This is a genomic window from Streptomyces sp. NPDC005263 (assembly GCF_042872365.1).
GTDB lineage: Bacteria > Actinomycetota > Actinomycetes > Streptomycetales > Streptomycetaceae > Streptomyces.
On the sequence record NZ_JBIAKJ010000006.1, the window covers coordinates 373,246 to 400,068 of the forward strand.

The 26,823-nt window shown below is 72.9% G+C and carries 17 protein-coding genes; 5 read left to right on the forward strand and 12 right to left on the reverse strand.

The window, feature by feature from the left end:
* Position 1 precedes the first annotated feature (1 nt).
* Positions 2–931 (reverse strand): substrate-binding periplasmic protein, encoded by a 930-nt coding sequence (locus tag ACFYRY_RS27640; RefSeq protein WP_389151653.1) that lies wholly within the window; start codon positions 929–931, stop codon positions 2–4.
* A gap of 209 nt (positions 932–1,140) precedes the next feature.
* On the opposite strand from ACFYRY_RS27640, the gene ACFYRY_RS27645 reads away from it, so the two are divergent.
* Positions 1,141–2,400, forward strand: coding sequence for a CdaR family transcriptional regulator (locus tag ACFYRY_RS27645; RefSeq protein WP_389151097.1), 1,260 nt, complete (start codon positions 1,141–1,143; stop codon positions 2,398–2,400).
* Here ACFYRY_RS27645 and ACFYRY_RS27650 read toward each other — a convergent pair.
* Genes ACFYRY_RS27650 through ACFYRY_RS27660 form a run of 3 tightly spaced genes read right to left on the reverse strand, consistent with a single transcriptional unit; the run spans position 2,301 to position 7,125 of the window.
* Complete coding sequence (locus ACFYRY_RS27650) at positions 2,301–3,608, reverse strand: extracellular solute-binding protein (RefSeq protein WP_389151099.1); 1,308 nt, start codon at positions 3,606–3,608, stop codon at positions 2,301–2,303. The genes ACFYRY_RS27645 and ACFYRY_RS27650 overlap by 100 nt on opposite strands.
* Positions 3,605–4,816 (reverse strand): hypothetical protein, encoded by a 1,212-nt coding sequence (locus ACFYRY_RS27655; RefSeq protein WP_389151102.1) that lies wholly within the window; start codon positions 4,814–4,816, stop codon positions 3,605–3,607. Before ACFYRY_RS27655 ends, ACFYRY_RS27650 begins: the two co-directional genes overlap by 4 nt.
* A complete protein-coding gene (locus ACFYRY_RS27660; RefSeq protein ID WP_389151104.1) occupies positions 4,813–7,125 on the reverse strand; it encodes a tetratricopeptide repeat protein in 2,313 nt (770 codons plus the stop codon). The genes ACFYRY_RS27655 and ACFYRY_RS27660 overlap by 4 nt, the downstream gene beginning before the upstream one ends.
* Before the next feature lie 153 nt (positions 7,126–7,278).
* On the opposite strand from ACFYRY_RS27660, the gene ACFYRY_RS27665 reads away from it, so the two are divergent.
* Entirely contained in the window at positions 7,279–8,802 is a 1,524-nt protein-coding gene (locus ACFYRY_RS27665) for a glycoside hydrolase family 3 protein (protein ID WP_389151107.1), read from the forward strand.
* 87 nt (positions 8,803–8,889) lie between these two features.
* On the opposite strand, the gene ACFYRY_RS27670 is transcribed toward ACFYRY_RS27665, so the two are convergent.
* Positions 8,890–10,176 carry a glycosyl hydrolase gene (locus tag ACFYRY_RS27670; RefSeq protein WP_389151109.1) on the reverse strand — a complete coding sequence of 429 codons (1,287 nt, stop codon included), beginning with the start codon at positions 10,174–10,176 and terminating at the stop codon, positions 8,890–8,892.
* Between the two features lie 15 nt (positions 10,177–10,191).
* Here ACFYRY_RS27670 and ACFYRY_RS27675 point away from each other — a divergent pair, with 15 nt between their 5' ends.
* Together ACFYRY_RS27675 and ACFYRY_RS27680 are read left to right on the forward strand one after the other, a co-directional pair.
* A complete protein-coding gene (locus ACFYRY_RS27675) occupies positions 10,192–11,199 on the forward strand; it encodes an N-acetylglucosamine kinase (protein ID WP_389151112.1) in 1,008 nt (335 codons plus the stop codon).
* Positions 11,196–13,436, forward strand: coding sequence for a glycoside hydrolase family 3 N-terminal domain-containing protein (locus ACFYRY_RS27680; RefSeq protein WP_389151115.1), 2,241 nt, complete (start codon positions 11,196–11,198; stop codon positions 13,434–13,436). The genes ACFYRY_RS27675 and ACFYRY_RS27680 overlap by 4 nt, the downstream gene beginning before the upstream one ends.
* On the opposite strand, the gene ACFYRY_RS27685 is transcribed toward ACFYRY_RS27680, so the two are convergent.
* From ACFYRY_RS27685 to ACFYRY_RS27710, 6 genes are all read right to left on the reverse strand, one after another.
* Complete coding sequence (locus ACFYRY_RS27685; RefSeq protein WP_389151118.1) at positions 13,426–14,307, reverse strand: carbohydrate ABC transporter permease; 882 nt, start codon at positions 14,305–14,307, stop codon at positions 13,426–13,428. The genes ACFYRY_RS27680 and ACFYRY_RS27685 overlap by 11 nt on opposite strands.
* Complete coding sequence (locus ACFYRY_RS27690; RefSeq protein WP_389151121.1) at positions 14,304–15,323, reverse strand: carbohydrate ABC transporter permease; 1,020 nt, start codon at positions 15,321–15,323, stop codon at positions 14,304–14,306. Before ACFYRY_RS27690 ends, ACFYRY_RS27685 begins: the two co-directional genes overlap by 4 nt.
* 2 nt (positions 15,324–15,325) lie before the next feature.
* A complete protein-coding gene (locus tag ACFYRY_RS27695) occupies positions 15,326–16,699 on the reverse strand; it encodes an extracellular solute-binding protein (protein WP_389151124.1) in 1,374 nt (457 codons plus the stop codon).
* A 154-nt stretch (positions 16,700–16,853) separates the two neighbouring features.
* Positions 16,854–17,492, reverse strand: coding sequence for a peptidyl-prolyl cis-trans isomerase (locus ACFYRY_RS27700; protein ID WP_389151127.1), 639 nt, complete (start codon positions 17,490–17,492; stop codon positions 16,854–16,856).
* Complete coding sequence (locus ACFYRY_RS27705) at positions 17,489–21,721, reverse strand: NEW3 domain-containing protein (RefSeq protein ID WP_389151130.1); 4,233 nt, start codon at positions 21,719–21,721, stop codon at positions 17,489–17,491. Before ACFYRY_RS27705 ends, ACFYRY_RS27700 begins: the two co-directional genes overlap by 4 nt.
* Positions 21,722–21,831: 110 nt before the next feature.
* A complete protein-coding gene (locus ACFYRY_RS27710; RefSeq protein WP_389151132.1) occupies positions 21,832–22,716 on the reverse strand; it encodes a MurR/RpiR family transcriptional regulator in 885 nt (294 codons plus the stop codon).
* Positions 22,717–22,837: 121 nt separating this feature from the next.
* Between ACFYRY_RS27710 and ACFYRY_RS27715 the strand changes: the two genes are divergently transcribed.
* Positions 22,838–23,602, forward strand: coding sequence for a sugar isomerase domain-containing protein (locus tag ACFYRY_RS27715; protein ID WP_389151135.1), 765 nt, complete (start codon positions 22,838–22,840; stop codon positions 23,600–23,602).
* Positions 23,603–23,658: 56 nt separating this feature from the next.
* Here ACFYRY_RS27715 and ACFYRY_RS27720 read toward each other — a convergent pair whose 3' ends face one another.
* A complete protein-coding gene (locus ACFYRY_RS27720) occupies positions 23,659–26,760 on the reverse strand; it encodes a beta-N-acetylglucosaminidase domain-containing protein (protein WP_389151138.1) in 3,102 nt (1,033 codons plus the stop codon).
* Positions 26,761–26,823: the final 63 nt, after the last annotated feature.

Genomic DNA, 26,823 nt, shown 5'->3' on the forward strand with positions numbered 1-26,823 from the left:
CTCACTGGCTGATGGACGGCGGAGTCCAGTCGCTCGGCCGGTCCACGCCGCGGCGTGCGGTGGCGACCTCGGCGGCGGGCTTGAGGAACTGCTCGGGGTCGCCGCCGTACTTCTTGACGAGCGTGGCCATCTCGCCGTTCTGGTACATGGCGTCGATCTGCGCGGAGATCGCCTTCTCCAGCTTGGTGTCCTGCTTGGGCAGGTAGAAGCCGGTCTGGTAGGGCTGGAAGTACTGGTAGGAGGGCTTGGCCTTGACCTGGGCGGCGGTCGGCGGCGTCAGGTACTGCGTGCTGATCTTCAGTTCCGGGCGCTGCTTCTGCGCCGCGATGATGATCAGCGGGTCGAGGAAGCCGACGTCGACGCGGCCCGCGCCGAGGTCGTCGAAGACGCCGTTGGCGTCCGGGTAGGCGTGCAGCTTCGCGCCGGGCACGTCCTGGATCGACTTGACCCACACATAGCCCTCGACCGTGCCCAGGTTCAGGCCCTTCAGGTCGTCGACGGTCTGGTACGTCTTGCCGTTGCGCACCGCCATCGCCGGGGGCGAGTAGTAGGGCGGATCGGTGAACAGGCCCTGTTTCTGCCGGTCGGCGGACCAGGCGACACCGCCGATGGTGATGTCCACCCGGCGGGACTGCACCCCGGCGAGCATGCCGGCGAAGTCGGTGACCTGTGGCTTGATCTCCAGGCCCAGCTTCTTGGCCGCGTGGGCGAGGATGTCGCCGTCCAGGCCGACGATCTTGTTTCCCTGGACGCTGGTGTAGGGCGCGTACGGCTGTACGGCGACCTTGATGACGCCGGGCGTGAGCGTGCCCAGCGAAGCGGTCCTCGCGGAGACCTTCGTCGGGGCATCGCTGTCCGAACCGCATGCGGCGACCGTGGACAGCGACAGCAGGGCGGACAGGGCGAGCGTGAGCGAGCGCGCACGGAGCATCGGCACGGGCCTTCCGTATCGGCACTGAAGGAACCCGCCGTTCTGCGCGGTGCCCTCGGCGGGGAAGTGGTGGGGCCATACGTTATGGAGGGGTTCCGTCGCACGTCACCGTTCACTTCGTACGAAGTTGTGGCCGAAATCGTTCGATCCCCTGTACGTTGCGTCCAGTCCGGCTCGCCCCGGCCCGCCTCTCGACGGGAGGAACGCTCGTGCTGAGCCCGTCACTCGCGCAGGAGATCGCGTCGGACACCTCCGCCGTCATCGGTTTCAACGTGCTGATCACCGACGCGGAGGGCCTGGTCATCGGGAGCGGTGACAGCAGCCGGGTCGGCAGCTTCCACGAGGCGTCCGTCGAGGTCATCCGTACCAAGGAGCCCGCCACCCACAACGCGTCGCAGGCTCAGGGGCTGCGCGGGGTGCGCCCCGGTGTCACCCTGCCGCTGGTCAGCGACGGGCAGGCGGTGGGGACCGTCGGCATCACCGGTACGCCCGCCCAGGTGCGGCGCTTCGGCCTGCTGGTGAAGCGCCAGACGGAGATACTGCTGCGGGAGTCGGTCATGCTGCGCTCCCGGCTGCTGGCGGAACGGGCGACCGAGAAACTGCTCGCCGACATCGCCTCGTACGATCCCCAGGTCGTCGAGGGGGACTTCCTGGTGTACCGGGCCGCCGAACTCGGCGTCGACCTGCGGCTGCGACGGGTCGCGGTGGCGTTCGAGGTGGCCGTGCCGCACGCGGCCGTCCGCCGCCCGGGCACCCCCGCCCGGGACATGACACTGGTCCGCTCGGAACTGCTGCGCACCGTCCGCGACGTCTTCGCCGACCCCCAGGACATCGTGGCCGGCACCGCTCCCGGCTGGATCGGCGTCCTGCACCGGCTCCCCGCCCGGCGTTCCACGGCCGCCCTGGTCGCCGACTGCCGACGGGTCGTCGACGTCCTCGCGGCGCAGGACGGTCTGACCGCCCGCGCCGGAATCGGTGAACCGGCCACCTCGGTGGGCGGTCTGCACGACTCGTACCAGGACGCCTGCGACGCGCTGCGTCTCGGTGCCCGGCTGACCGGCGCCGCCCCGGTCCACCTGGTCGCCGATCTGCGGGTCCACCAGGTCCTGGCGGGAGTGAACCAGTCGGCCCGCAACCGTCTGATCGAGCTCACCACGGCGGAGCTGCGCGCCCAGCCGGACTGGCCGGCGCTCCGCGACACCGTCACCGCCTGGTGCGAGAGCGGCTTCCACCTGGTCCGGGCCTCAGCGGCCCTGCACATCCACCGCAACACCGTCGTCTACCGCATGCACAAGATCGAGCAGCTCACCGGCCGCCCACTGCGCGAACACCGGACCACCATGGCCCTCTACCTCGCCTGTCTGGCGGATCAACTGGGCGCGGGCGCCGCGGCCGGCCCCCGGGGTCTCGCGCACAGGTCCTTGGGCGGGCGGAACGAGGGATCGGCGGGCGACTCCTCGGTCACCTGAGCGCGTACCGTCTCCAACTGCCGCAGCAGCGAGGTGAGATGCCCCTCGGCGGGGTCGCGGAAGAACTCCAGGACCGCGCGGTGGAAGGCGTCCCGCAGCTCCGGCGGCATCACGTCGGAGGCGTCGAAGCACAGGGCGCGGGCGTCCGAGGTGAGCACATTGTCGATCTTCCGCTCGATCGGGTTCGTGGGCTCGGGCCCGGTGCGGGTCGGGAACAGCGGACGCGCCTCCGGGGCCGCCTGCGCCCGCCACAGGGCCCGCCCGGTCGGACCCGACAGCCGTTCCACCAGCTCCTGGGCCGCCGGGTCGGCGCTGAAGACCGCGGCCATGTCGCCGGCCACCTCGTAGGTGTCGCGGTACGCGGCCCGGCCGCCGAGGAAACCGGCCGACGGCTGCACCCGGACGTCGTCACCCGCGTACACGTACCGGATGAAGGCGCTCTGGTGCTCGTAGGCGCAGCCGAAACCGGAGTTCAGCAGGCCGCGCGAGCCGTTCGGGCCGGGGATGCCCTCGTACGAGGTGATGAGGGACCGTTCGATCGACTTGGCGGTGCGCTTGCCGAGCAGCCGGGCCCAGGTCGCCCAGGCCCGCCGGACGGCCGGGTCCTGCCAGCTGAGCCTGCTGGTGGCCCACTTCGTGTAGAGCGTCGGGCCCGCCTGGTGGAGCAGGATGTCCTCGATCCAGTCGGTGCCGGGCCAGCCCGAGGTGGCCTGCGAGGCGAGGCCCACGCACCAGGCCCGGGCCGCGTCCGCGGCGCCCGGCCGGCTCCACACCAGGCTCTTCAGGTCGACCTTCAGCGGCACCCAGTAGGTTCCGCGTCTGCCGTCCACGCGCAGGGGCGGGGCCCACGGCGGGTACGCGCGCTCGGCCGTCTTCTTGGGCAGGGGACTCAGCAGGCCGCGGCGGGCGTACTCGGTGAGTTCGCCGATGCTGTTGAGGATCGCCACGTCCGGCGGGTCGTCGGCCTCCAGCTGTGAGACCAGCGTCTCGCGCAGCGACCGGGTGCCCTCGTAGGTGTACGTCCGTCCCGTCCCGTCGTCCAGCCGCTTCAGGGCCGCCTCGAAGGCCTCGCCCTCGATGCCGGTCCACGGGCCCAGGACGACGAGGGGAACGGGGGCCTTCGAGGCGCAGCCCGGCACGAGGGCCACAGTGAGCAGGCAGAGGACGGCGAGCAGGGCACGCGGGACACGGTGCGGCAGGGCTCTCATACGGCGGCTCCCGGGCGGGCCACCACGAGGTACTCGCGGCGGTACGTGTGCAGGGCGCCGCCGACGAGGGCGGCCGCGGCCAGGCCCGCCGGGAACACGAACGGTCCCACCCCGTCCAGGAAGGCGAGCCGTCCGTCGGAGAGGGAGTCGTCCATCCGGTCGGCCAGGACCTCGACGGCACGCGGGTCGGGGCTGGCGAAGGGGCGCTCCTCGGCGACCGCCTCCGTGTCGGGCGAGGTCCGCTCGGCGAGCGTGCCCGCCACCGGGAGGACGTCGTGCTGCGCCCGCTGGGCGAGCAGCGCGTCGGCGGCCAGGAGCGGCAGCGCGAGCAGGGGCAGGGCGGCGATGCCCAGCGGCACGCTCAGCCGGATCCGGAAGCGCTGCCGCAGGAAGTCCAGGGTCCGCCAGATCCCGACGGCGAACAGGGCGAGGGCGAGTGCGCCGACCACGGCGGCGGCGAGCACCCGCCCGCCCCACAGCGCCCGGCCCGCGAGCCGGTCGCGCAGTGCCCGCTCCAGACCGGACACCCGGTCCACGATCGAGGTCGCGGTCGACCCCGTCGTGGCGTCGCACGACGGATAGCGGGCACCGGCCGGGGTGACGAGCCGGGAGGAGCAGAGCATGCTGCGCGCGTAGGCCAGCGTGGTCTCCCGCAGCACCGGGTCCTCGGCATGCTCCTGGGCCTGGCCGATGTAGCCCGTGTAACCCACCAGCAGCGCGGACACCACCCGCAGCTCCTGTTCCTCGGCCACGGTCAGGGCTCCGCTGCTGATGACCTGGTTCAGGCTCTGCGTGGCCCGCGTCACCCGGGTCCGGTACCGCTCGCCGAGCCCGCCGATCCCCGCGGCCCGGCCGCCGCCGATGTTCTCCTCCGCGGCACCCTGCGCGATGAACAGCGAGGTCCTGGCGTCGGCGAGGCCGACCAGCGCGGGCGCCGACCGGTCCCGCACGAACGCCGCGTCGTCGCGCACGTGCTGATGGGCCCAGCCGAACGCGCCGAATCCCACGACGGCCAGCAGCGGCAGCGTGACGAGCCGGTCCCGCAGGAACACACGGTTGCGGGCACCGTGCGCCGTCGGCCACAGACAACGCCGGACGCGACGGCCGCTGCGGACGGCCACCGCCCAGACCGCCCGGACGGCCCGGTACCCGCGGGGCAGCCGTGCGGGCAGCCGGGCGGTGTCCGAACCCGCGCGTGGCGCGCTCACTCGCCGTCCTCCCGGATGCTCCGCGTGGTCGGTGCGGACGACGGCGGGCGGGCGACCGTACGCAGCCAGTCGCCGACCCGCTTTCCCAGCCACGGGCTGTCCCGGTGGTGCCGGAAGGCGAGCGGGCGTACCGCGTAGGCGCGGTCCAGCAGGGCCTCGGCGACGGCCGCGTCCTCGGGGACCGCGGACCGGGCCGCCTGCCGGGCGAGGGCGAGGTAGAGACGGGACAGGTCCCGGCGCAGACCGGCGTCGTCGGACGGGAGTCCGAGCCGTACGTCGGCACCGGCCGCCAGCGCCACCAGGCCCGGCGCGTCGAGGACGCCCCGGGTGAGCGCGCCCCGTACGGCCTCCCACACCTCCGCCGTCATCCGGACCCTGGCCTCCTCGTCCGTCAGCCCGTGCGCGTGGAAGAGCCGGGCCAGCCGGGCCAGCACCTCCTGGAGCCGCTCGGCCACCTCGTCGGGATGTCCGGCGGTCCGTACGTGTTCCACTCCGACGCGTACGGCGGCGGTCCGCGCGGCGGTCCGGTGCCGTGAGTGCTGCGGCACCGCGTCCAGCGCCTGCACGGCGTCGTCCCGGGCCCGCTCGCCGCCGAGCGCGAGGCGGGCCCGCACCGCGCCGAACGTCGCGCTGCCCAGCGAGGGGTTGCGCAGCCGCACCGCCTCGTAGAAGGTCAGCGCCTCGCGGGGCCGGCCGAGGCGCTCGGCGCAGTGCCCGAGCGCCAGCTTGGGCGCGTACTCGCCGGGGATCGCCGCGTACACCCGGTCGAAGTGCCACCAGGCGGCGTCCACCTGGTCCCGGCCGAGCGCGAGCAGCCCCCGGTGCCAGTCGAGCCGCCAGTCGTGCGGGGCGTCCTCGGGCCCGATCAGCGCCTCGGCGGCCCTCAGTTCACGCTCGGCGTCCTCGGTCGCGCCGCCGGGGACCCGCAGGTGTACGCGGCAGCGCAACAGGTGGACCTCCGGGGACTCCCGCCAGTCCACGGTGTGCTGGAGCAGCGCCTCCGGTGCCGCGTCCGCGAGTCTGCTCAGCTCGGCGTGGTGGGCGTCGTCCGGATCGGGCCGCGGGACGGGCAGCCGCTGCGCGACCACGGCGGGCGGCGGCGGCGCGTACGCGGCGGGGCCCTCCGGTACGGGGGTGCCCGGCGCGGCCCAGCGGCCCAGGGGCGGAGCGGACCCGAGCTCACCGTCGAGGGCGTAGGGCGACTGGAGGAACAGCGGCGACGGTTCGAAGGTCTCCGTCCCGGTGCGCAGGGAGCGTAACTCCCGGAACACACCCCGCAGTTGCTGTTCCATCTCGTGCGCGGTGGCGAACCGTTCGGCGCGCGCGTCGTGGGTCGCGCGGTGCAGTACCCGGGCGAGCGAGAGGAGGCCGAGCCCCTGGGGCGCGGGTGCCGTCATCCCGTGGGCCTCCGGGACCGTGCCCGACGCGTCCAGCTCGCTGAGCATGTCCAGGGACCCCAGCTCCGCCAGGTGCTGCGGCGACTGCCCGAGCCCGCTGAGCCGGCGCAGTGTCTCGCCCAGGCTGAACAGGTCGTCCTGACCGGTGGATTCACCGTCCGGGCCGACCGTCGGGGCGCGGAAGCCCTCCGTGGTGAGGCCGCGCGTACCGGCCGCGCGGACGCTCCCCACGTCGACGATCTTCGTCGTGGTGCCGTCGTGCATGACGTTGTCCGGCTTCAGGTCGCCGTAGACCTTGCCGACCCGGTCGCTGTGCAGATAGCCCAGCGCGGCGAGGATGCGCACCCCGTAGGCGAGCACGAACTCGTGGAAGCGGCTGCCGCCGAACTCGGCCGGGTCGGCAAGGGCCCGGACCCGCACCTCCTCCAGCGTCAGCCCGTCCACGTACTGCAGGACGAGGAAGTCGCCGATCTCGGGATGGTGCCCGTAGTTGAAGACCCGGATGATGTCGTCGTGACTGAGGTCGACCAGCGCCCGCCGCTCCCGGACCAGGGCGGCCGCCGCCCGCTCCGGGTGCAGGATCTTGATGGCGACCTCTCTGTGGTCGACCTTGGTGTCGAGCGCGAGGTGGACCTCGCCCATCCCGCCGTAGCCGAGTTTGCGGATCAGCCGGTACTGCCCGGCCAGCAGCTCTCCGGCCGGCAGCGGCAGGCCGTCCGGGTCGGCACCCCGCCGGGACGCCGCGCGGTTCACCAGCGTGATGGTGGGCAGCAGGCTGGGGTCGGGGCTCTCCTCGGGAAGCTCCACCCGCGCGGCCCGCGCGAAGGGCGGGGGCGCGACGATCAGCGGCCCGAACGATCCGCTGGAGCGCGGTGGTTCACCGAACGCGCCCGTACGCGAAGCCCCCTCCATACGTCCTCAGGGTAGCCGCGCGAGCCGGGAATGGCCCCGGTGTCGCGTGAGGAGGTGGTGGATCGATGTCGCACCCCGGGCGGCCCCGGCCCCGTGAATCAATGAATCATGAAACTGTTGACTTTCGGCTGACCGATCCAGAGTATGTGCGGGATGAGCCCATTCGAGCCCGTGCCCCTGAGTGCCGCTCTCCCCGTCGACCTGGACGAGGCAGCCCACCGCTGCCTCGTCGCCGGGTTCGAGGGGACCACGGCGGTCCCCGACACGCTGAAGCGGCTCGTCGACCGCGGACTCGGCGGGGTCATCCTGTTCACCCGGAACGTGCGGGACGCCGAGCAGGTGCGCCGCCTCACCGACACCCTGCGGGCCATGCGCCCCGACCTGCTGGTGGGAATCGACAACGAGGGCGGCGGCATCGGCCACCTGGTCGCCGCCGGCGCCCCCGACGTCCCCGGCAACTTCGCCCTCGGCGTGGTCGACGATCCCGGGCTCACCGCCCGCTGCGCCGACGCGCTCGCCGGTCATCTGGCCGCGCTCGGCATCACCGCGTCCTACGCCCCCGTCGCCGACGTCCAGCGGCAGCCGGACAACCCGATCGTGCGCACCCGGGCCTTCGGTACCGACCCCGAGCTGGTCTCCCGCCATCTGCGCGCCTGGATCGAGGCCACCGAGGCACGCGGCGTCGCCTCCTGTGCCAAGCACTTTCCCGGGCACGGCGGCACCGTCACCGACAGCCACCACGACGTGGCCGTCGACCCGCGCCCGTACGACGAACTCGACCTCGCCCCCTTCCGGGCGGCCGTCGCCGCGGGCGTGCCGATGCTGATGAGCGCCCATGTGGTGTTCCCGGAGCTGGACGCCAACCGTCCGGCCACCCTCAGCCGCCGCATCCTGGGCGACCTGCTGCGCATCGACCTCGGCTTCGAGGGCGTGCTGGTCAGCGACGCCCTGGAGATGAAGGCGATAGCCGACCTGTACGGCGAGGCGGCCGGCGCCCGGATCGCGCTCGCCGCGGGAGCGGACCAGGTGATCGTGGCCGTCCCGGACCTGGAGGTCACCCTGTCCTGCCGGGACGAGGTGCTGGGCGCGCTGCGCTCCGGGCTGCTGCTCGAGGAGCGCGTGCGGGAGGCGGCCGGGCGGGTGCGGCGGCTGGCCGAGCGGTACGCGACCCCGGCGGGCGCGGTCGCCGCGTGGGACCCGGAGGCCGGGCTGGAGGCCGCGCGCCGTGCCGTTCGCGGCCAGGACGGCTTCGGGCCGGACGGGTTCGGGCAGGTGCGCGGCGCCCACGTCGTCGACCTGTTCCCGCCGCCGCATCCGGCGCTCAACTGGGGCGGCGAGGACCTGCTCAGCGAACTGCGGGCCGTCGACCCCACCGCCACCGGCACCGCCGTCACCGGCGAGGCCGCGGATCCCCTCTCCCTCGCCGACGGGATAGTCCGGGTGGCGGCGGGCGCTCCTCTGGTCGTCGCCACCTGCGACGCCGACCTGCACCCCTGGCAACGGCACCTGCGAGCCGCCCTGCTGACCCGACGGCCGGACGTGGTACAGGTGGCCACCGGGCTTCCGGACGGCGAGGCCCTGTGCTCGTACGGCAGGGGGCGGGCGAACCTGCGGGCGGCGGCGGAGGTGCTGACGGGCGTCGGTGCGGTCGGCCAGGTGAGCGGGCAGGGCGGCTGAGCAGGCCGTCCCGGTCTGCCGCGGACGCACGGGGAGACCGGGTGTGCGATCGCTCGCGCACCCGGCGGGCAGGCCCGGGGGCCGCGCTCAGGGCAGCCGTACGATCTCCTTGATCCCGCGCGTCGCCAGGTACCCCGGGTCGTCGGCGAGCGGCGCCAGGACCACCGCCGGGCGGGCGCCCTCCGCGCGCAGGCGCATCCACGCCTCGAAGTACGTGCCGCCCGGACCGGACACCGAACGGGTGGACGGGGTGCAGTCCAGGACCAGGGCGGTCTCCCGCGGCCGGGGTGCGGGCGGTGCGGCGCGCAGGTCGGCGACGGTGGCGGCGAGGGCCCGGGCGATCGGCTTGGCGCGTCCCGCCGAGTCGAACAGGCCCAGGGTGTACTCGAGTTCCGGGTAGTCGGCCAGGGCGCGGTCCACGTCGTGGGAGCTCCACCAGGTCACACCCCACAGGTCCGCGCATTCGGCCGCGTTGCGCACGGTCGCCTCCGCGAACCCGGGCGCGTCGGCGGCCGGGATGTGCGGTTCGGGCGCGCCCGTCTCCTGGACCCACACGGGCCGGGCGGGATCGTCGGCGTATGCCTTCGCCAGTTCGGTGCCGTACTCGGCGAGGTGCCGCACCTGCGGGGAGCGGGGGCCGTAGCGGCGGGCGCAGTCGCCGGAGAACACCCACGGGTGCACCGTGGTCAGATCGCCCTTGCGGGCGGAGGCCTCGGGGGTGAAGGGGTGGTCGTCGCCGTACCAGGCGGCGTCGTACGCGGAGTGGGTGGCCAGTTGGCCGGGGCGCAGGCCCTCGCGGGCGGCGGCCAGCAGGGTGTCGAGGTAGTGGTCGACCTCCTCGGCCGTCGCCGGGTTGTGCTCGATCATGTTGTTGAGCTCGTTGCCGAGCTGGAGCCCGAGGAGGTTGGGGCGTCCGGCCAGGGCGCGACCGAGGGTGCGCAGGAGCTCGGCCTGCGCCGCCACCGCCTCCGGGTTCGTGAACACGTTGCGGTGGTGCCAGGAGCGGGTCCACTCCGGGTAGAAGTCGAAGCTCGACAGATGGCCCTGTACGCCGTCCACCAGGACGTCCAGGCCGGCCTCGGCCGCCAGGTCGACGAGGAGCGCCAGCTGGTCCACGGCGGCGGGACGCACCAGCGTGCGGTTGGGCTGGAGGAGCGGCCAGAGGTGGAAGACCCGGACATGGTCGAGGCCGAGCCCGGCTATCTGTTCCAGGTCCTCGCGCGCGTGCGCGGCGTCGAAGTCGTGCCAGGAGTGGAACCAACCGCGGCGGGGCGTGTAGTTGACGCCGAAGCGGAGCGTGTGAATGGGATCCTCCTCGGGTCCGGGTTCGTCGCATCGGGCTTGGTTGGGGCTTGTCCAGCGCGAATGTATCAACCACCATAGTCATCGATGGGCAATGATTTGAACCAGACGTTGGGCGAGGAACTCGTCGTGGGTCTCGACGCGGGCGGCACCCGCACGCGGGTCGTGCTCGCCGCCGCCGAGGCCGACGGGCGCTTCCTGGGCGAGGGCGCGGCCGGGCCGGGCAACGCGCTGACCGTGCCGGTGCCACAGCTCACCGACCACCTCGCCGAAGCCGTCGCCGAAGCGGTGCCCCCGCGGCTGCGGGGCAACGTCGTCTCGGTGGTCGGCGGTTTCGCGGGTGCCACGGCCGCGTCCCCCGACGACCCCGGGCACGTCAATGCCCGGTCCGCCCTCACCGCGGCGCTGGAAAGGCTGGGTGTCCCGGCCGGGCCGGTCGGCATCTGCAGCGACATCGAGGCGGCGTTCGCCGCCGCGCCCGGCACCCCGGCCGACGGACTCGCGCTGGTGGCCGGCACCGGCGCGGTCGGCATGCGCATCACCGGACGGCACGGCACGGCCACCGTGGACGGCGACGGCTGGCTGCTCGGCGACGACGGCAGCGGTTTCTGGATCGGACGGGCCGCGGTACGGGCCGCGCTGCGGACGGCGGACGGACGGGGGCAGGCGACGGTGCTGGCCGAGACGGTGGGGCGGGCGCTGGGGCTCCCGGACGAGGTGGTGCCGGGCGGGCGGTGGACCCGCGCCGACCGCGAGGCGTACCGCATGCACCTGCTCCCCGCCGTGATGGCGGAGCCCCCGATCCGGCTCGCCCGGTTCGCCCCGCTGGTGGCCGAGGCGGCCGCCGCGAAGGACGCCGTGGCCCGGGCCGTACTGGACGAGGCGGCCGACCGGCTGACCGACACCGTGCGGGCGTTGGAACCGGACCCCGGTGAGCGGATCGTCGCCACCGGCGGCCTCCTCGGCCCGGGCGGCCCGCTCACGCCCCGTCTGACCGCACGCCTGCGGGTGCTCGGTCTGTCCCTCGACTGGGTCGCCGACGGATCCCGGGGTGCCGTGGCCCTCGCCCGGCTCGCTCACGGCGGTGCCCGATGAACGCCACGAACGAGTCCGGTGAACCCACCATGCTCTACCGCGATCCCGCCGCCCCCCTCGACGCCCGCGTCCGCGACCTGCTCTCCCGGATGACCCTGCGCGAGAAGGTCGGCCAGCTCAACCAGCGGATGTACGGCTGGGACGCCTACCGCCGCACCCCCGACGGCCGCTTCGAACTCACCGAGGCCCTGCACGCCGAGACCGAGCGCTTCGCCGGCCTCGGCGCCCTGTACGGACTCCAGCGCGCCGACGCCTGGTCCGGCGTCGACCACACGGGCGGTCCGGGCGTGGCGGACGGCGCCGCGCTCGCCGGCCTGGTGCAGCGGCACGTCGTGGAGCGCAGCCGGCTCGGCATCCCGGCCCTGTTCGTGGAGGAGGTGCCGCACGGTCACATGGCCCTCGACGGCACCGTCCTGCCCGTCAACCTGGCCGTGGGCGCCGCCTGGGACCCTGACCTCTACGAGCGTGCCGCCGCCCACGCGGCCGCCGAACTGCGTGCCCGCGGCGGCCATGTGGCTCTGGTGTCCGCCCTGGACATCGCCCGCGACCCGCGCTGGGGCCGCACCGAGGAGTGCTTCGGCGAGGACCCCCACCTGGCGGCCCGGCTCACCGAGGCGCTGGTCCGTGGCATGCAGGGAGAACACACGCAGCGGTTCGCCGCCGACAAGGCCCCCGTCGTCCTCAAGCACTTCGCGGCGCAGGGAGCCACGGTGGGCGGTCGCAACTCCGCCGAGTCCGAGGTCGGGCCCCGTGAACTGCACGAGATCCACCTGCCCGCCGCCCGGGCCGGCGTGCGCGCCGGGGCCGCCGCCGTGATGGCCGCCTACAACGAGGTCGACGGAATGCCCTGCTGCGGCAACCGGGCCCTGCTGACCGGGTTGTTGCGGGACGACTGGGGCTTCGACGGGCTCGTCATGGCGGACGGCCTCGCCCTGGACCGCCTGGCCCGGGTCACCGGCGACACGGTGTCCGCGGGCGCCCTCGCGCTCGACGCCGGTGTCGATCTGAGCCTGTGGGACGAGAGCTTCACCCACCTGGAGGAGGCGGTGGAGCGAGGGCTGGTGGACGAGGGCGTCCTGGACGCGGCCGTCTCCCGGGTGCTCGGCCTCAAGTTCCGGCTGGGCCTGTTCGAACAGACCGGCACGACCACGTCCTTCCCGTCCGGGGGACGAGAGGTGAGCACCGCCCTGGCACGGGCCGCGATCACCCTGCTCCGCGACGACGCCGGCACGCTGCCCATAGCGGCGAGCGTCTCCCGTATCGCCGTCCTGGGGCCGCAGTCCGCCACGTTCGCCCACCAGTCGGGCGACTACACGGCCCCGCAGCGCCCCGGCGCGGGCGCCGGTGTGCTCGACGGGCTACGGCGACTCGCCCCGCCCGGTGTCGACATCCGGCACGCCCAGGGCTGCGCGCTCACCGGCGGCGACCTCTCCGGCGTCCCCGAGGCGGTCGCCGCGGCCGCCGCCTCCGACCTGGCCGTGCTGGTGCTGGGCGGCAGCAGCGCCCGCACCCCGGACACCGAGTTCGACGCCAACGGGGCGGCCCGGGCCACCGTGTCCGAGATGACCTGCGGCGAGGGCGCCGACCTCGCCGGACTGCGGCTCGGTGCCGCCCAGTACGCGCTCATGGACGCGGTCGTCGCGACCGGCACCCCGACCGCGGTCGTGCTGATCCAGGGCCGCCCGCACGTCGTGCCCGACACGGACGCGGCGCTGCTGACCGCCTGGTACCCCGGGCCGTGGGGCGGCGAGGCGATCGCCGAGGTACTGCTGGGCATCGCGGAGCCGGCCGGCCGGCTCCCCGTCTCCGTCCCGCGCTCGGCGGCCCAACTCCCCGTCTACTACAACCACAAGGACGTCGAGTACGGCTCCTACGTGGACGAGAGCGCCGAGCCGCGCTACTCCTTCGGCCACGGACTGTCGTACACCAGCTTCGGGTACGGCCCGCCGCGCCTGTCGGGGCGCACGGTCGAGGTCGAGGTCACCAACACCGGGCAGCGGTACGGGCGGACGGTCGTCCAGGTCTATCTGAGACGCCTGATCACGTCCGTCTGGCCGCGCGCCCTCGAACTGTGCGCGTTCGAGGGTGTCGGCCTCGCGCCCGGCGAACGCCGCACGGTCACCCTGACCGTCGGGGGAGACGGATGGGACCGGACCGACACCGTCGAGTTGCGCGTCGCGGAGTCGGCCCGGGCCGCGCTGGACGCCGTGCCCGTCGTGCTGGACCTCAGAGCTTGACGGCCCCCGACGAGACACCCTTGTAGAACCACCGCTGTGTGATCACGAACAGCACCAGCACCGGGATCACGGAGATCACCGACCCGGCCATGACCATCCGCTGGTCGTAGCCGAACGACGAACTCTGCAACCGGGACAGGCCCAGCGTGAGCGTCATGTGGCCCTCCGAGCGCAGCACGATCAGCGGCCAGAGGAAGTCGTCCCAGGCGCTGATGAAGGTGTTGATGACGACCACCATGATCGCGCCCCACGCGGACGGCAGATACAGGTACCGGAAGCGCTGCCACTCGTTCGCGCCGTCGAGCATGGCCGAGTCCTCGATCTCGCGCGGCACCGCCAGGAACGCGCCGCGCATCAGCAGGACGTTGATGGCGCCGACGAACCCGGGCAGCCACACGCCCGCCAGGCTGTCGACCAGCCCCAGGTCGCGGATGCTCAGGAACAGCGACACCATGATCGACTCGAAGGGGAACATCATCGACGCGACCAGCACCACCCAGACCGCCTTGCGGCCCTTCCAGCCGGGCTTGGAGAGCATGTAGCCCGCCGTGGTGGAGAACACCAGCTGGCTGGTGATCGACAGGACGACCACGATCAGGCTGTTCCTGATGTACGTGGCCACCGGCACCTGGTCGAAGACGGTCCGGTAGGCCCGCAGGGTCGGGTGGTGCGGCAGCAGGGTGGCGTTCGCCCCGAAGACGTCCTCGCTGGTGCTCTTCAGCGAGGCCAGCAACTGCCAGACCAGTGGCCCGACGGTGATGCCGAGCACCAGGAACAGCAGCAGGTAGCGGACGACCAGCTCGCGCGGACGGCCGTAGTCCCGCCAACGGGGCATCAGACGGCGGCGCTTGGGCACAGCGGCGGTCGTCATGCGTCGTCCTCCTTCGTCAGGCGCTGCGCCAGCAGGGTCAGCCCCAGCGTCAGCAGGAACAGGGCGACGCTGACCGCCGAGCCGTAACCGGCGTTGCCGGTGATCGGGTCCAGGCCGACGTCCCGGATGTAGAACGGCAGGGTGCGGTCGGCGCCGCCGGGGCCGCCGGTGGAGCTGCCGAGCATGTAGATCTCCGTGAACACCCGCAGCGAGCCGATGCCGGTGAGCGTGCCGACAAGCATCATGGCCTGCCGCACGCCGGGGACGGTGATGTGCCAGAAGCGGCGGACGGGTCCGGCACCGTCCATCTGCGCCGCCTCGTGCAGCTCCTGGGGCACGTTCCCGAGCGCGGCCAGGTAGAAGACCATGTACCAGCCGAGGCCCTTCCACAGGGTCAGGCCCATCGCGGAGAGGAGGATCAGCCAGGAGTCCGACAGGAACGGGATGGCCGACCTGATCACGTGGGCTTTCTGCAGCCAGGTGTTGACCAGTCCGTCGTCCGCCAGGAGCCACTGCCAGCTCAGACCCACGACCACGCTGGAGGCGAGGACGGGGGTGTAGAACGCGGAGCGGAAGAAGCCGATGCCGGGCAGGTTCTTCTCCACCAGCACGGCCAGCGTCAGCGGCAGCAGCACCATCAGCGGGACGACGACGACGGCGTACAGGATGCTGTTGCGGGTCGCCAGCCAGAAGTCCGAGTCACCCAGCATCCGGGTGTAGTTGTCCAGCCCGACGAAGTTCGCGGCGCCGCCGAGCGGCTTGGCGTTCGTGAACGACAACAGCAGGGTGTTGAGGAACGGGAACACCCCGAAGACCACCGCGCACACGATCGCCGGCAGGGTCCACAGCCACGGCAGCCACCAACGGCGGTACAGCGCCGCGCCGTTGGCGCCCGCGGCGGGGCCGGGCAGCACCGCCCGGCCGAAGCGTCGGATACGGGACGGGGCCGCGCCCGGCACGGAGGAGTTGCGCTCCGTACCGGGCACGGGCACCGGCTTCGCGGTCTCGGTCGCCACGCTCAGCCCGCCTGCTTCAGCAGCTCATCGGCCTTCGCCTGGGCGTCCTTGACGGCCTGCGCGGGGCTCTTCTTGCCCTGCATGGCCAGCTGAACCTGTCCCACGATCGCGTTCTGCACGGCCGGGGAGAGGTTGGTCTGGTTGGTGTCGGCCGTCTTGAGCTGGTCGGCGACGAGCTTGCGGGCCTGGGAGAAGGGGTCGCTGCCGGTCACGTTCTGGAAGAAGGGGTCGCTGAGGGAGGCGGTGGTCGTCGGGAAGATGACGACCTTCGGGTCCTTGCACCAGGCCGTCTGATTCTCGGCGTTCGTGAGGTACTCGGCGAACGCCAGCGCCACCGGAGCGTGCTTGCTGGTCGCGGCGACCGATATGTACTGCGGGGCACCGGCGGAGGCGCGGCCGAGCGCGTCGTAGGGCTGCTGGCCCACGGCCGTCTTGTCGTAGACCGACGGGCTGTTCTGCTTCACGAAGCGCACGAAGCTCGGGTTGGTCGAGCCGTACGCCACCTTGCCCTGGCTGTACAGCGTGGACGGGTCGTTGCTGGAGGACAGCGAGTCCTTCGGCATCGCGCCCTCCTTGTACAGCTTCGCCATCCACGCCACCCACTGCGTGGTCCTCGGGTCGTCGGCGAACACCGCGGACTTGCCGTCGGCGGACAGCGTCTTGATGTTCATCTGGTCGAAGTCCGCCGGGATGCGCCAGATCGGGTTGGCCATCGTCGCGTAGAACTTGCCCTTGCCCGCCTTGGCGACCTTCTCGTAGTCGGCGAACAGCCCGAAGAGGGTCGTCGGCGGCTTGGCGGGGTCGATCCCGGCCTTCTGCAGCAGGTCCTTGTTGTACGTCAGCAGGACGCCGCCGGTGTACCAGGGGAGCGTGGTGTGGATCGCCTTCCCGGAGGCGTCCTTGAAGGTGGCGGACTTCCAGAAGGACGGGACGAAGGGCTTGGCGACGTCCGGGTCCTTCACGCCCAGGTCGAGCAGGTAGCCCGCCTTGGTGAGGGCGGTCGCGGTCGGGGCGTTGACGTTGATGACGTCCGGCATCGTGCAGGCCTGGGCGTCGGCGACGGTGCGCTGGGTGAAGGTGTTGTCGCCGGGATCGTCGATCCACTTGACCTTGGCGCCGGGGTGGGCCTTCTCGAAGGACGTGATCACTCCGTTGAAGAAGTCGCCGAAGTCCTTCTTCAGATTGGTCGTCTGGAAGGTGATCTGTCCCTTGACGTCACCGGTCAGCTTGCCCGACCCGACGTTCCCCTTGTCGACCTTGCAGCCACCGGCGGTGGCGTCACCGTTGTCCGAACCGCCGGACAGGCCGCAGCCGGCTGCGGCCAGGGACAGGGCGGCGATACAGGTCAGGGTGCGGGTGAGTCTTCTTGCGCGCATGTGGTGGGCCCTCCTGCGACCGGGCGAGTCAGGTGATGTGGCTGGTTCAATGAACCAACTTCGACTCTGGTTGATGAAAAGGTGGACCAGAATTCATCGGAGGTCAATGGTTTCCGTGTTGCTTTTCGGTTCCGTGGGAGTGTTCCGTGGGAGTTCAGTGCCGGTGCTCGTGATCCGGATGGGACGGATCGCCCGGGTGCTCGTGGCCGTGCGCGTACACCACACCGGTGCGCGCCCGGTCCAACCAGTCGAAGAAGGCCCGCCGGCCCGCCGCCCGCCGCAGCTCGCGCTCGACCCTCTCGCGGACCTCCGGGTACGGCAGGAAGTCCGCCTCGGAGGCCGCCCCGCCGAAGGGATCGACCCCGCGCCGGAGGGCCTCCGCCGTCAGGAAGCGGTCCCGGTTGCGGTCGTAGTAGTCCCGTACCGCCGCCTCGGGCACGTCCTGCTCGGCCTCCAGCCCGACCAGCAGCAGCCGCGCCGCCGGGGAGTGGGCGAGCGCTGCCGCGACGATGCTGCCCAGGTCGGCCACGTCGGTCTCGGCCACCGCGAGCACCCGCGCCGGCGACACCTCCGCCGGGGGTGCGAGCCCCCGGTCCGCGCAGGCGCGGCGGGCGAGTTCGTCGGTGACCACGACCTGGGTGGCCCAGCGCCGCCGCTGCCGTTCGGAGCGGGCGAGGGCTTCGGGACGGGTCTCGCCCTCCCGGGGCGGGACCGCCCGCAGCAGGGCGTCCACCCGGTCCCTGCCGATCGCGTCGCCGTCCACCAACGCGGCGTGCCCGGTCGGGGAGTTCACGGCGTCACCTCCAGCGTGACCGCCTCCGTGTAGGCGACGGACCCGTGCCAGGCGACCTTCGCCAGCAGCCAGTACGCCCCCGGCGGCACCGCCGACCCGTCCACCTCGATCACGCACTCCAGCTCCTGCCCGCCGTCCACCGTGAACCCCTGGCAGCCCGGCTGGACCCCCGCCCAGGTGCCCCACGACGACAGCGCCCACAGCTGCCCGCTCACCGGCCCCCGGGTGGGGTTGCGCACGGTCACCGGCACCCGGGCGCGCTCACCGCGGCGCACGGTGACCCGCTCCACGCCCAGCCGGGACACCAGCGTCGGCCCGGTGTGCCCGCCGGGCACGTCCAGCGCCACGACGTCCTCGTACGTCTGCCCGCCGTACGACAGCCGGGCCGCCAGCCAGTGCCGGCCCGGCTCGGCGTCCGGCGGCGGGGTCACCGTGACCTCGGCGAGGGTGAACCCGCCCGGGCCCAGCGCGTACGGCAGTTCGGCGGGTTCGGCCGACCAGCCCGGCGGCACCTCGAAGGCCACCGCACCCCGGGCCGGAGCGTCCGTCAGCTCCGAGCTCACCCTGACGGTCGCGGTGACGGGACCGGAGGCGGTCAGCGCGGCGGGGGAGACGTAGACGGCCACCGGCAGGTTGCCGCGGGGCGCCGGACCGGAGTTGTGCAGCCAGTACCGGGTGTGGACGGGCTGCGCGGGCTCGTGGGCCGCGACCCCGGGACCCGGGGACGGGTCGGTGTCCACCGCGGGCGCGGCGAGGACCGTCGCCACCTCGAAACCGGTCAGAGCGACGTCCAGCGCGCCCTCCCCGTCCGGCGCCAGCGGCTCCCCGGGCCTCTCCAGTACGTCCGCCCGGGCGCCGTCCAGCCATCGCGCCGGTCCGCGCAGCCGCGCCCGCACCGGCCGCCCGTTCACCTCGTGCATCCGCACGACGACCCCGCCGTGCGGTTCGGCGGGGGCCACGCTGCCCCGGGCGAGCGGGGAACCGGCCGGCTTGAGGGCGTCGAGGAGGACTTCACGGGCCGGTTCCAGCGAGAGCAGGGAGACGGTCCTGGGCAGCACGGAGGCCGCCTGCGCGTCTCGTCGCCGGGCGGTGAACGGATGGTTGAACTCGTGTCCCCGGGCGGGCAGTCGCTGCTCCCGCCAGTCGCCCTCGCCCGCCACGACGGCGTACTCGAAGGTGTGGGACCAGCGCTGGAGCTGGAAGGCGGAACCGTCGGGAGCGGTGCGGCGCGGCGGGTCGACCCAGATGCCGGACGGCCAGCCGGTGCAGGACCGCATCAGGGAGAGGTAGAGGTCGCCGGACGCGGTGACCACGCAGCCGGGCGTGCCCCGGTTGAGGACGGCGAAGCCGCGCCCGTCCCAGGCGTCGCCCGGCGGCAGCGCCTCGCCGCCGCCCGCCGCGGTGGCCGTGACGGTGAAGTCCTCCAGGTCGGCGATCAGCGCGTCGACCGCCTTGGCGTCGTCCTCGGGCCGGGCCCCCGCCACCACGAGCAGCGGCAGCCGCTCCAGGTCGCGCAGGTCGGCGCCCGGCACCCACTCCTCGCGCAGCGAGGCGCGCGGCGCGACCCACACGCCCGCCACGCCCCGCTCGGCGAGCTGCCGTGCGAGTTCGCGTCCGGCGGCCGGGTCCCAGCCGAGGGCCTCCTCGACCACCGGGTTGCGGTCGGGGCCGCCGACGGCGATCCGGATGTCGGGGAGGTTGGAGTCGACCTCCAGGTCGCCGTAGCGGGGGCCACCCCCGATGGTCGAGGTCGCGGTGACACCGGCCCGCACCAGGGCGGCGGCGAGCGGGGTGCCGAGGTCCCCGGCGGCGTCCCAGTCCGCGTACACCAGCTCCGCGACACCGATCGAACGGTGACCGAGGAACGTACCGGAGTCGTCGTGGACCGCGACCCGGGCGGTGGAGCCCAGCCCGAACCAGGTGTTGGCCGGGTTGTCCAGCGTCCACGGGAACTGCTCGCTGTCCACCTCGACGAACCCGAACCCGCGCCCGATGACGGCGTCCGCCACCTCGTGCACCGGCAGTCCGCCGCGTACGTCGGAGGGCCAGCGCACCCGGATCAGCCGGTCGGCGCCGTCGTAGCCGTCGACGGTCGTGGTGACGTCGAGGCGGTCGACGCCCGCCCACAGCGTCAGCCGCTGGGTGTACCGGAACAGGCCGAGGTCGGCGCGGACGGTGATCCGGGACCCGGCCGGGGAGTGTTCGACCCGGACCTCGGCGGCCACGTCCCGGCTGCGGGCGGCGGTCGTGCCGGTGGGCGTGAGGTGCCAGGGGCCCTCACCGAAGCGCGGGTGGCGCGGGTACTCCTCCTGGACGACGAGTTCGTTGCCGATGTCGCCGGGGCGCAGCAGTTCCCGGCCGCCCTCCTCGCCGAGCGCCCGCAGACCGCTGACGGCGCCTCCGCGTCCGGGGTCGACCGTCACCTCGTAGAACTCGTTGCGGACGGACGTTCCCTCGCCGGGCGTCCACTCGGGCACCGAGCCCTCCGTCAGGGGGAGGGCCTTGAGGCCCATGCCCGGGACCTCCGGTACGACGACCCGGATCCTGCCGTCGTCCTCGCGCACGGCGGGCAGCGGCCGCAGGGCGTCGTCCAGGGGGACCAGGCCCGGGTCCTCGACCGTGAGGACGTCCCGGCGCTGCCAGGTCGCGGAGTTGAACACCACCAGGTCGGGGCCGCTGCCCGGGGCGACCCGGTCGGCCAGGGCCCGGGTCGCGTCGTCGTGCACGGTCCCGGCGAGGTCGTACAGCTCCCGCCAGCCGGTGAGCAGGTCGATGTAGACCTGGTCGGACTCGGAGCCGGTGACGGCGTCGTGGTGGGCGCCGTAGACCAGTTGCCGCCAGGCCTTGTCGAGGGCCGCGTCGGGATAGGGGTGGCCGGTGACCAGCGAGGCGAGCGTCGCCCAGGCCTCCGCGTCGGCGAGCAGGGCCTCGCCGTGCCGCTGGGCCTGCTTGGTGTCGATGTAGGAGACGTCCTTGCCGGTGTAGACCGGGTTCATGTCCCGGGTCTGCGGGGAGGCTCGGCGCCCTTCCGCCGCCAGTTCCGCGCGCACGGCGGCGAAGAAGTCCCGCGGGATGCCGCTGACGAACCGGGGCCAGACGTACCGCTCGTTCCAGTCGCGGTGGATGCCCATGACCCAGCGGCACGGCGGCGCGTAGTCCCCGCCGACCGGCAGCAGCACGTTGCGGGTCAGCGCGACCTTCTTGAGTCCGCGGAACAGCTTGAGCGCGGCCGCCTCCGCCTGGGGCAGGGTCGGCGCGTTGTCGATCGCCCAGCCGGCGCCGTAGTGGTTGACCATGTACGCGGTCAGCAGCCCCCGTCCCGAGGGGGCGATCCACTCGAACTCCGCCGGGAACTGCATCCGGCGCGGGTCCCTCGGCTCCTCGCCGAACACGGACAGCGTCGGACCCCACTGGTGGAAGGGCCCGCGCGCCCACGAACTGGAGGTGACCCCGGCGTCCGCCATCAGCCCCGGGAACTGCGGATCGTGCCCGAAGGCATCCAGCTGCCAGGCGGTCTCGGGTGAGGCCCCGATGATGCCGCGCTGGAAGCCGTCGCCGTACAGCGCGTTGCGTACGGTGGCCTCGGCGCCGGTGAGGTTGGTGTTGGGCTCGTTGTAGGTGCCGCCCATGATCTCGACCCGCCCGGTGCGGATCAGCTCGCGCAGGAAGGCGCGCTCCTCCGGGAAGGCGTCCCAGTACGGCTTGAGGTAGTCGACCTCCGCGAGCACGAAGGTGTACGCCGGATCGCGCCGCGCCAGGTCGCAGTGGGCCCGCACCAGACTCATCCCGGACTGGCCGCGCGAGTCGAAGGTGCGGGCGGGCAGGCCGGTGCCCGCGGGGTCGTCGGCCACGTCCCAGGTCTCCGTGTAGGCGGCCTGGGTGTTCCACCAGACGGGGTCGTAGTGGAAGTGGCTGACCATGAACATCGTCCAGCCGGGCTCGGCGACCGTGAACTCGCCCGTGAGGTGGGCGAGTTCGTCTCCGTCGGCGGCGGTGACCGTGATCTCGCGACGCTCGCCGACGGCCAGCTCGGTCCGCACCGGTACCTCGGCGCGCACGGTGCCGTCGTCGGCGGTCGCGGCGTCCAGCGTGCCGTGCACGCCGGGGCCCTCCACGGTGAGCCGGACGGTCCGGCCGGGGGCGTGGCTCACCTCGACGGCCACCACCTGTCGCGGCTGCTCGGCGGCTGAGACGAAGAGCTCGGTCGACTCGACACGGGACACGCGCATGGGGCTCCTACGAGGATGCTCGGGGGAGCCTCATCGTGGCACCGGATCGATGATTCAAACAACCATCTTCGTGTAATTCCGGTGGTTCATCCATGCACCTTCGGCCGCGTTCAGCGCGCGCGCCGGCTCTTCACCGTGTGCCGTCCCGCGATGTGGTCGGTCAGCGCGAGTGAGGCGCTCGCGCGCTGGTAGGAGAGCTGGGCGACCCGGACGTAGAGGCAGTCGATGAGGACCAGGACGGAGTGCCGGGCGCCGATGATGCCGGTGGGGAAGCTGGTCTCCGAGGTGGAGGAGATGAGCCGGATATCGGCGGTGCGGGCGAGCGGCGAGCGCGGGTCGGCGGTGATCGCGACGGTGGTGGCGCCGCGCTCCTTGGCGAGCTCGAACGGCTCGATGGTCTCGCGGGTGGCCCCGGAGTGCGAGATGGCGATGGCGACGTCCGCCGGGGTGAGCAGGGCGGCGGAGGTGCTGGCCGCGTGCACCTCGACCCAGCCGCGGACCGTGCAGCCGATGCGGAACAGCCGGGTCTCGGTCTCCTGCGCCACCGCGCCGCTGCCGCCGACGCCGTACACGTCGATCCGGCGGGCGCGGGCCGTGGCCTGGGCGGCGCGCTCGATCGCGTCGAGGTCGATCCGGTCGATGGTCTGCTGGACCGCGCGCAGATCGGCGCTGCCCACGACCTGCACGACCCGTTCGAGATCGTCGTCGGGGGAGATGTCCGGGCCGATCTCCGCGGTGCCCCAGTCGGAGGCCTGGCCGCGGCCGCGCTCCTGGGCCAGCTCGATCAGCAGGTGCTGGTAGGAGTCGAGGCCGATCGCACGGCAGAACCGGGTCACCGTCGCCTGGGAGGTGCCGGTGCGGCGGCCCAGCTCGGCGGCCGAGCAGTGCGTGACGGCGGCCGGATCCTCCAGGATCAGCTCGCCGACCTTCCGCAGGGAGCCGGCCAGCCGGGGCAACTCGGTGCGGATCAGAGTGGTGACGTCCGTCGGAGGCATGGCAAGAATGTATCAGCCACCGTTCATGGGACGGATTGAATACCAGGACCGCACGTGGTTTATTGATTCACCTCTTGAGATGTATAGGGTGGTTCAATCCATCAGCAGTGGGGAGTGTCGCGTGTCCGTCGAGTCCGTCAGCGCCCAGGGGTTCGCGCACGCGAGCCTGGCCGTCCTCCAGCGCGTCACCGAATCCGCCCGCGAGGACGTGGCACGCGCCGCCGAACTGATAGCCGGCACCATCCGTGCCGACGGCGTCATCCACGCCTTCGGCACCGGCCATTCCCAGGCGATCGTCCTCGAACTGGCCGGCCGGGCCGGCGGGCTGGTGCCCACCAACCGCCTGAGCATCGCGGACCTCGTCCTGTACGGCGGCGAGGACCCCGCCGTCCTCGACGACCCGCTGCTGGAGCGGCGGGCCGGTGTGGCCGGGCGGCTCTACGACCTCGCGGCCCCGCGTCCCCAGGACCTCTTCGTCGTGATCTCCAACTCCGGCGTCAACAACGTGATCGTCGAGATGGCCCTGCGCGCCAAGGAACAGGGTCACCGGATCCTGGCCATCACCTCCCTCACCCACACCCGTGCGGTCCCGGCCGGCCACGCGAGCGGCAAGAAGCTCGCCGACCTCGCCGACGTCGTCCTCGACAACGCGGCCCCGCGCGGCGACGCCCTCCTGGAACTCCCGGGCGGCGGCGCGGTGTCCGCCCTGTCCACGCTCACCGGGGTGATGCTGGTCCAGATGGCGGTCGCGGAGGCCTCCGCCCTGCTCCTCGCCGCCGGGGAGAAACCGCCGGTCTACGTCTCGGCCAACGTGCCCGGCGGCTTCGAGGGCAACCTGGAGCTGGAGAAGCGGTACGCCGGACGGATCCGGCGTACCGCGAGCTGAGCGTCGGTACGCGACGGTGGCCGGGTCCGGAAGCGGGCCCGGCCACCGCTGTGCCGCTACTCCACCGGCAGCGGTGTCAGCGCGACCGCGAGCGGATAGGCGCCGGTCGTCAGGGGCGCGCCCGTGGTGCCCTTCGTGGTGTCCACCGGTACCAGGGCGTTGCCGTCGGCGGTGGTGACGTACGCCGTGGCGCCGTTCCAGTCGAGTCCGACGTCGAAGGCCGACCTGCCGACCTCGATGCTCGTGCCGGGGGCGCCGGTGACCGTGTCGACCGGGGTGACGCGGTCGCCGTTGCTGGGGCTGACCCACAGGGTGCGGCCGTCGGGCGAGAGCGCGAGGCCGTAGGCCTGGCCCGGGACCAGGAGCGTCGGCTCGGTGTCGTCGGTGGCGGTGTCGATGGGGGTGACGGTCGAGCCGCCGGAGTTGGACACGTACACGGTCTTCCCGTCGGGCGCCGCCACGACGTTGAAGGGGCCGGGGCCCACCGGTATCGGGTCCTTCGCCGTGCCGGTGGCGACATCGACGGGGGTCACGGTGTTGTCGTGGATGTTCGCCACGTACAGGGTCGAGCCGTCGGGCGTGATCGCCATGTTCTCCGGTCCGGAGCCGACCGGGACGGGGGCGCCCGCCTTCAGGGTGCCGGTGTCCACGGGCTGGACGGTGCCGTCCGTGTAGTTGGCGACCCAGAGGGTGTCGCCGCCGGGGGTGAGGGCGAGGCCGGCGGGGACGCGGCCGACGGCGACCGTGGCGGTGACCTTGCCGCTCGCCACGTCGATCACGCTGACCGAGTTCGAGCCCTGGTTGGCGGCGTAGGCGGTGCGTCCGTCCGCGCTGACGACCACCTCGCCGGGGTTGTCGCCGACGCCGATGTCCGTGCTCCGGCCGGAGGCCAGGTCGACCGAACTGACCGACGCTCCGCTGAAGTTGGCGGTCAGCGCGCGGGGTGTGCCGGTGCCGTCGGTGGCCTGCACCGGGATCGCGCGGTCGAGGAGCCCCGGGCCCGACACCACGACGGAGTGGACCCCCTGCGTGACGGCCCTCAGAGTGACGGCGACCGAGGTGCTGCCTCCCGCCGGGACGTCGAGCGTGCCCCCGGCGGGTGAGGCGGTGACGCCCTCGGGCACGTCGAGCTTCCAGGAGACGCTCTTCGCGGACGTGGACCGCTCGTCGGACAGCGCGAGGGTTACTGTCTCGGAGGCACCCGGCTTCAAGGAGAGGGACGCGGGGGTGAAGGAGGCGTCCACGCCCGGGTCGGGCGCGTTCTGCACCATCGTCGTGTAGAGGAACTGGTCCATGACGCCCGGGGAGACCTGCTGCGGGATGGCGTCGAGCTCCTTGCGCTCCGTCCTGAGCTGGTTCCAGTAGGTGGTGACCGCGTCCGTGTCACCCCGCTTGTCGGCGAGCAGCAGGTCCACGGCGGTCCGTCCCGCGGTGCCGTAACGGCCGAGCTTGTCGAGCCACGCGGAGGTCTCGTCGAGGAACCGGGGGTTGTCGAGGCGGGAGCGCAACTGTGCGGGAGTCGCGGCCATGTCGGTGAAGTACGACGTCAGCCGGGCGGCGGCGCCATCCAGGCCCTTGTCCTGCGCGTAGGCCTTACGGAAGTCGGCGATGAGCCGGGTGAGCGTGGGGGACTCGGTCGCGTCGAGCTGGGAGGAGTAGTTGTTCTCGGCGAAGATCCGCAACCAGCCGGCCGCGCCGGTGGAGGTGCCGTCCGCCGCGAGGTCGCGGACGGAGGCGAGGAAGGCGGCCCGGGGGTCGTAGGCGTGCGGGTTCCACAGGTAGGCGGCCGAGGTGAACAGGGCGATCCGGCTCGCCTCGCCCTGGACCATCGGGTTGGCCGTCACGCCGGTCGCGGCGCTCGCGACTCCCGCCTCCCGGCCCGTGTAGGGGCCGAGCAGCAGCCGGCTGGTGACGTAGTCGTTCACCGGGTAGTTGTCCCAGACCAGGATCGGATGACCGTACACCTGGCGGGCCCGTGTGACCTCGTCCGTGGTGAGGGTCGGCGCGATCACGCCGACGCCCGTCCACTCCACCACCACGGACGCGTCGAGCTTCTCCCGCAGCGCCTTCTTGTACGGGGTGTCGGCGAGGTCGGAGTACTCGGTGGGGACCATCTCCAGCGGCTCCAGGTCCGCGTGTTCGGCGGAGAACTCCTGCCAGACCCGGTTGAGGAGATGCGCCTGCGCGGCCCCCGCCGCCCCGCCCCCGGTACCGAACGCCTTCTCGTCGGCGTCGCAGTTCCACTTGGTGTAGCTGATGTCGTCCAACGGGATCGCGAAGGACCGGACGCCGATGGCGTAGAGCGAGTCGAACTTGGCCGTCAGGGCGCTGATGTCGGCGTCGGAGGAGTAGCAGACGGACAGCCCCGGGGAGAGGGCATAGGTGAAGCGGACGTGGTTGGCGGCCGCCCGGTCGACGAGTTCCTTCAACCGGCCCAGTTCGGCGGGCGGATAGGCGTCGCGCCAGCGGGCGCGCAGGTACACGTCGTCCTTGGGCGAGTAGACGTAGACGTTCTGCTTCGTACGGCCGTAGAAGTCCAGCTGGTTCAGGCGCTCGGCGTGCGTCCAGGGGGTTCCGTAGAAACCCTCGACGACTCCGCGCAGGGCGGCGGTGGGCCAGTCGCGGATGGTCACCTCGGGCAACGCCCGTGCGCCTGCGAGGAGTTGGCGCAGGGTCTGGGCCGCGTAGAAGGTGCCCGTGGTGTCCACGCCGGAGAGGGCGAGGAGCGTCTGCCCGTTCCGCCGCCCGGAGGCCAGGACGTAGCCGCCCGGGGCGAGTCCGGTCGGGGCCTTGGCGCCCAGCCGACTGAGCGCCCCGCCGGTCGCGCCGTTCTCCCCCGGGCCGCCGAGGTAGACGGTGAGTCCGGCCGCCGGGGGCCGGTCACCGGCGTCCACGGTGGTGATCCGGTCCGCTCCGGCGGCGCGCAGAGCGGCATCGACGACGCGTCGTGCGGACGGGTCGGTGCCGCGTCCGACGACCTCCACGACCCGGTCGGGAACGGTGAGCCGACCCGGTCCGGTACGCATGCTCTGGGGCGCGGGCCACGCCTGCGGCACACTCTGCCGGGTCTCGGCCGAGGCATGCCCCACGGGGACGGCGAGGCCGACGGCCAGGAGCAGGGCGGTGGCGGTACGTCTGACACGTGAGGGTGGAAGCACGGGTTCTCCTCCGGAGGCCGCGGGTGAATTCATCCACCAAGTGATGGTAGGGATGTTGAATTG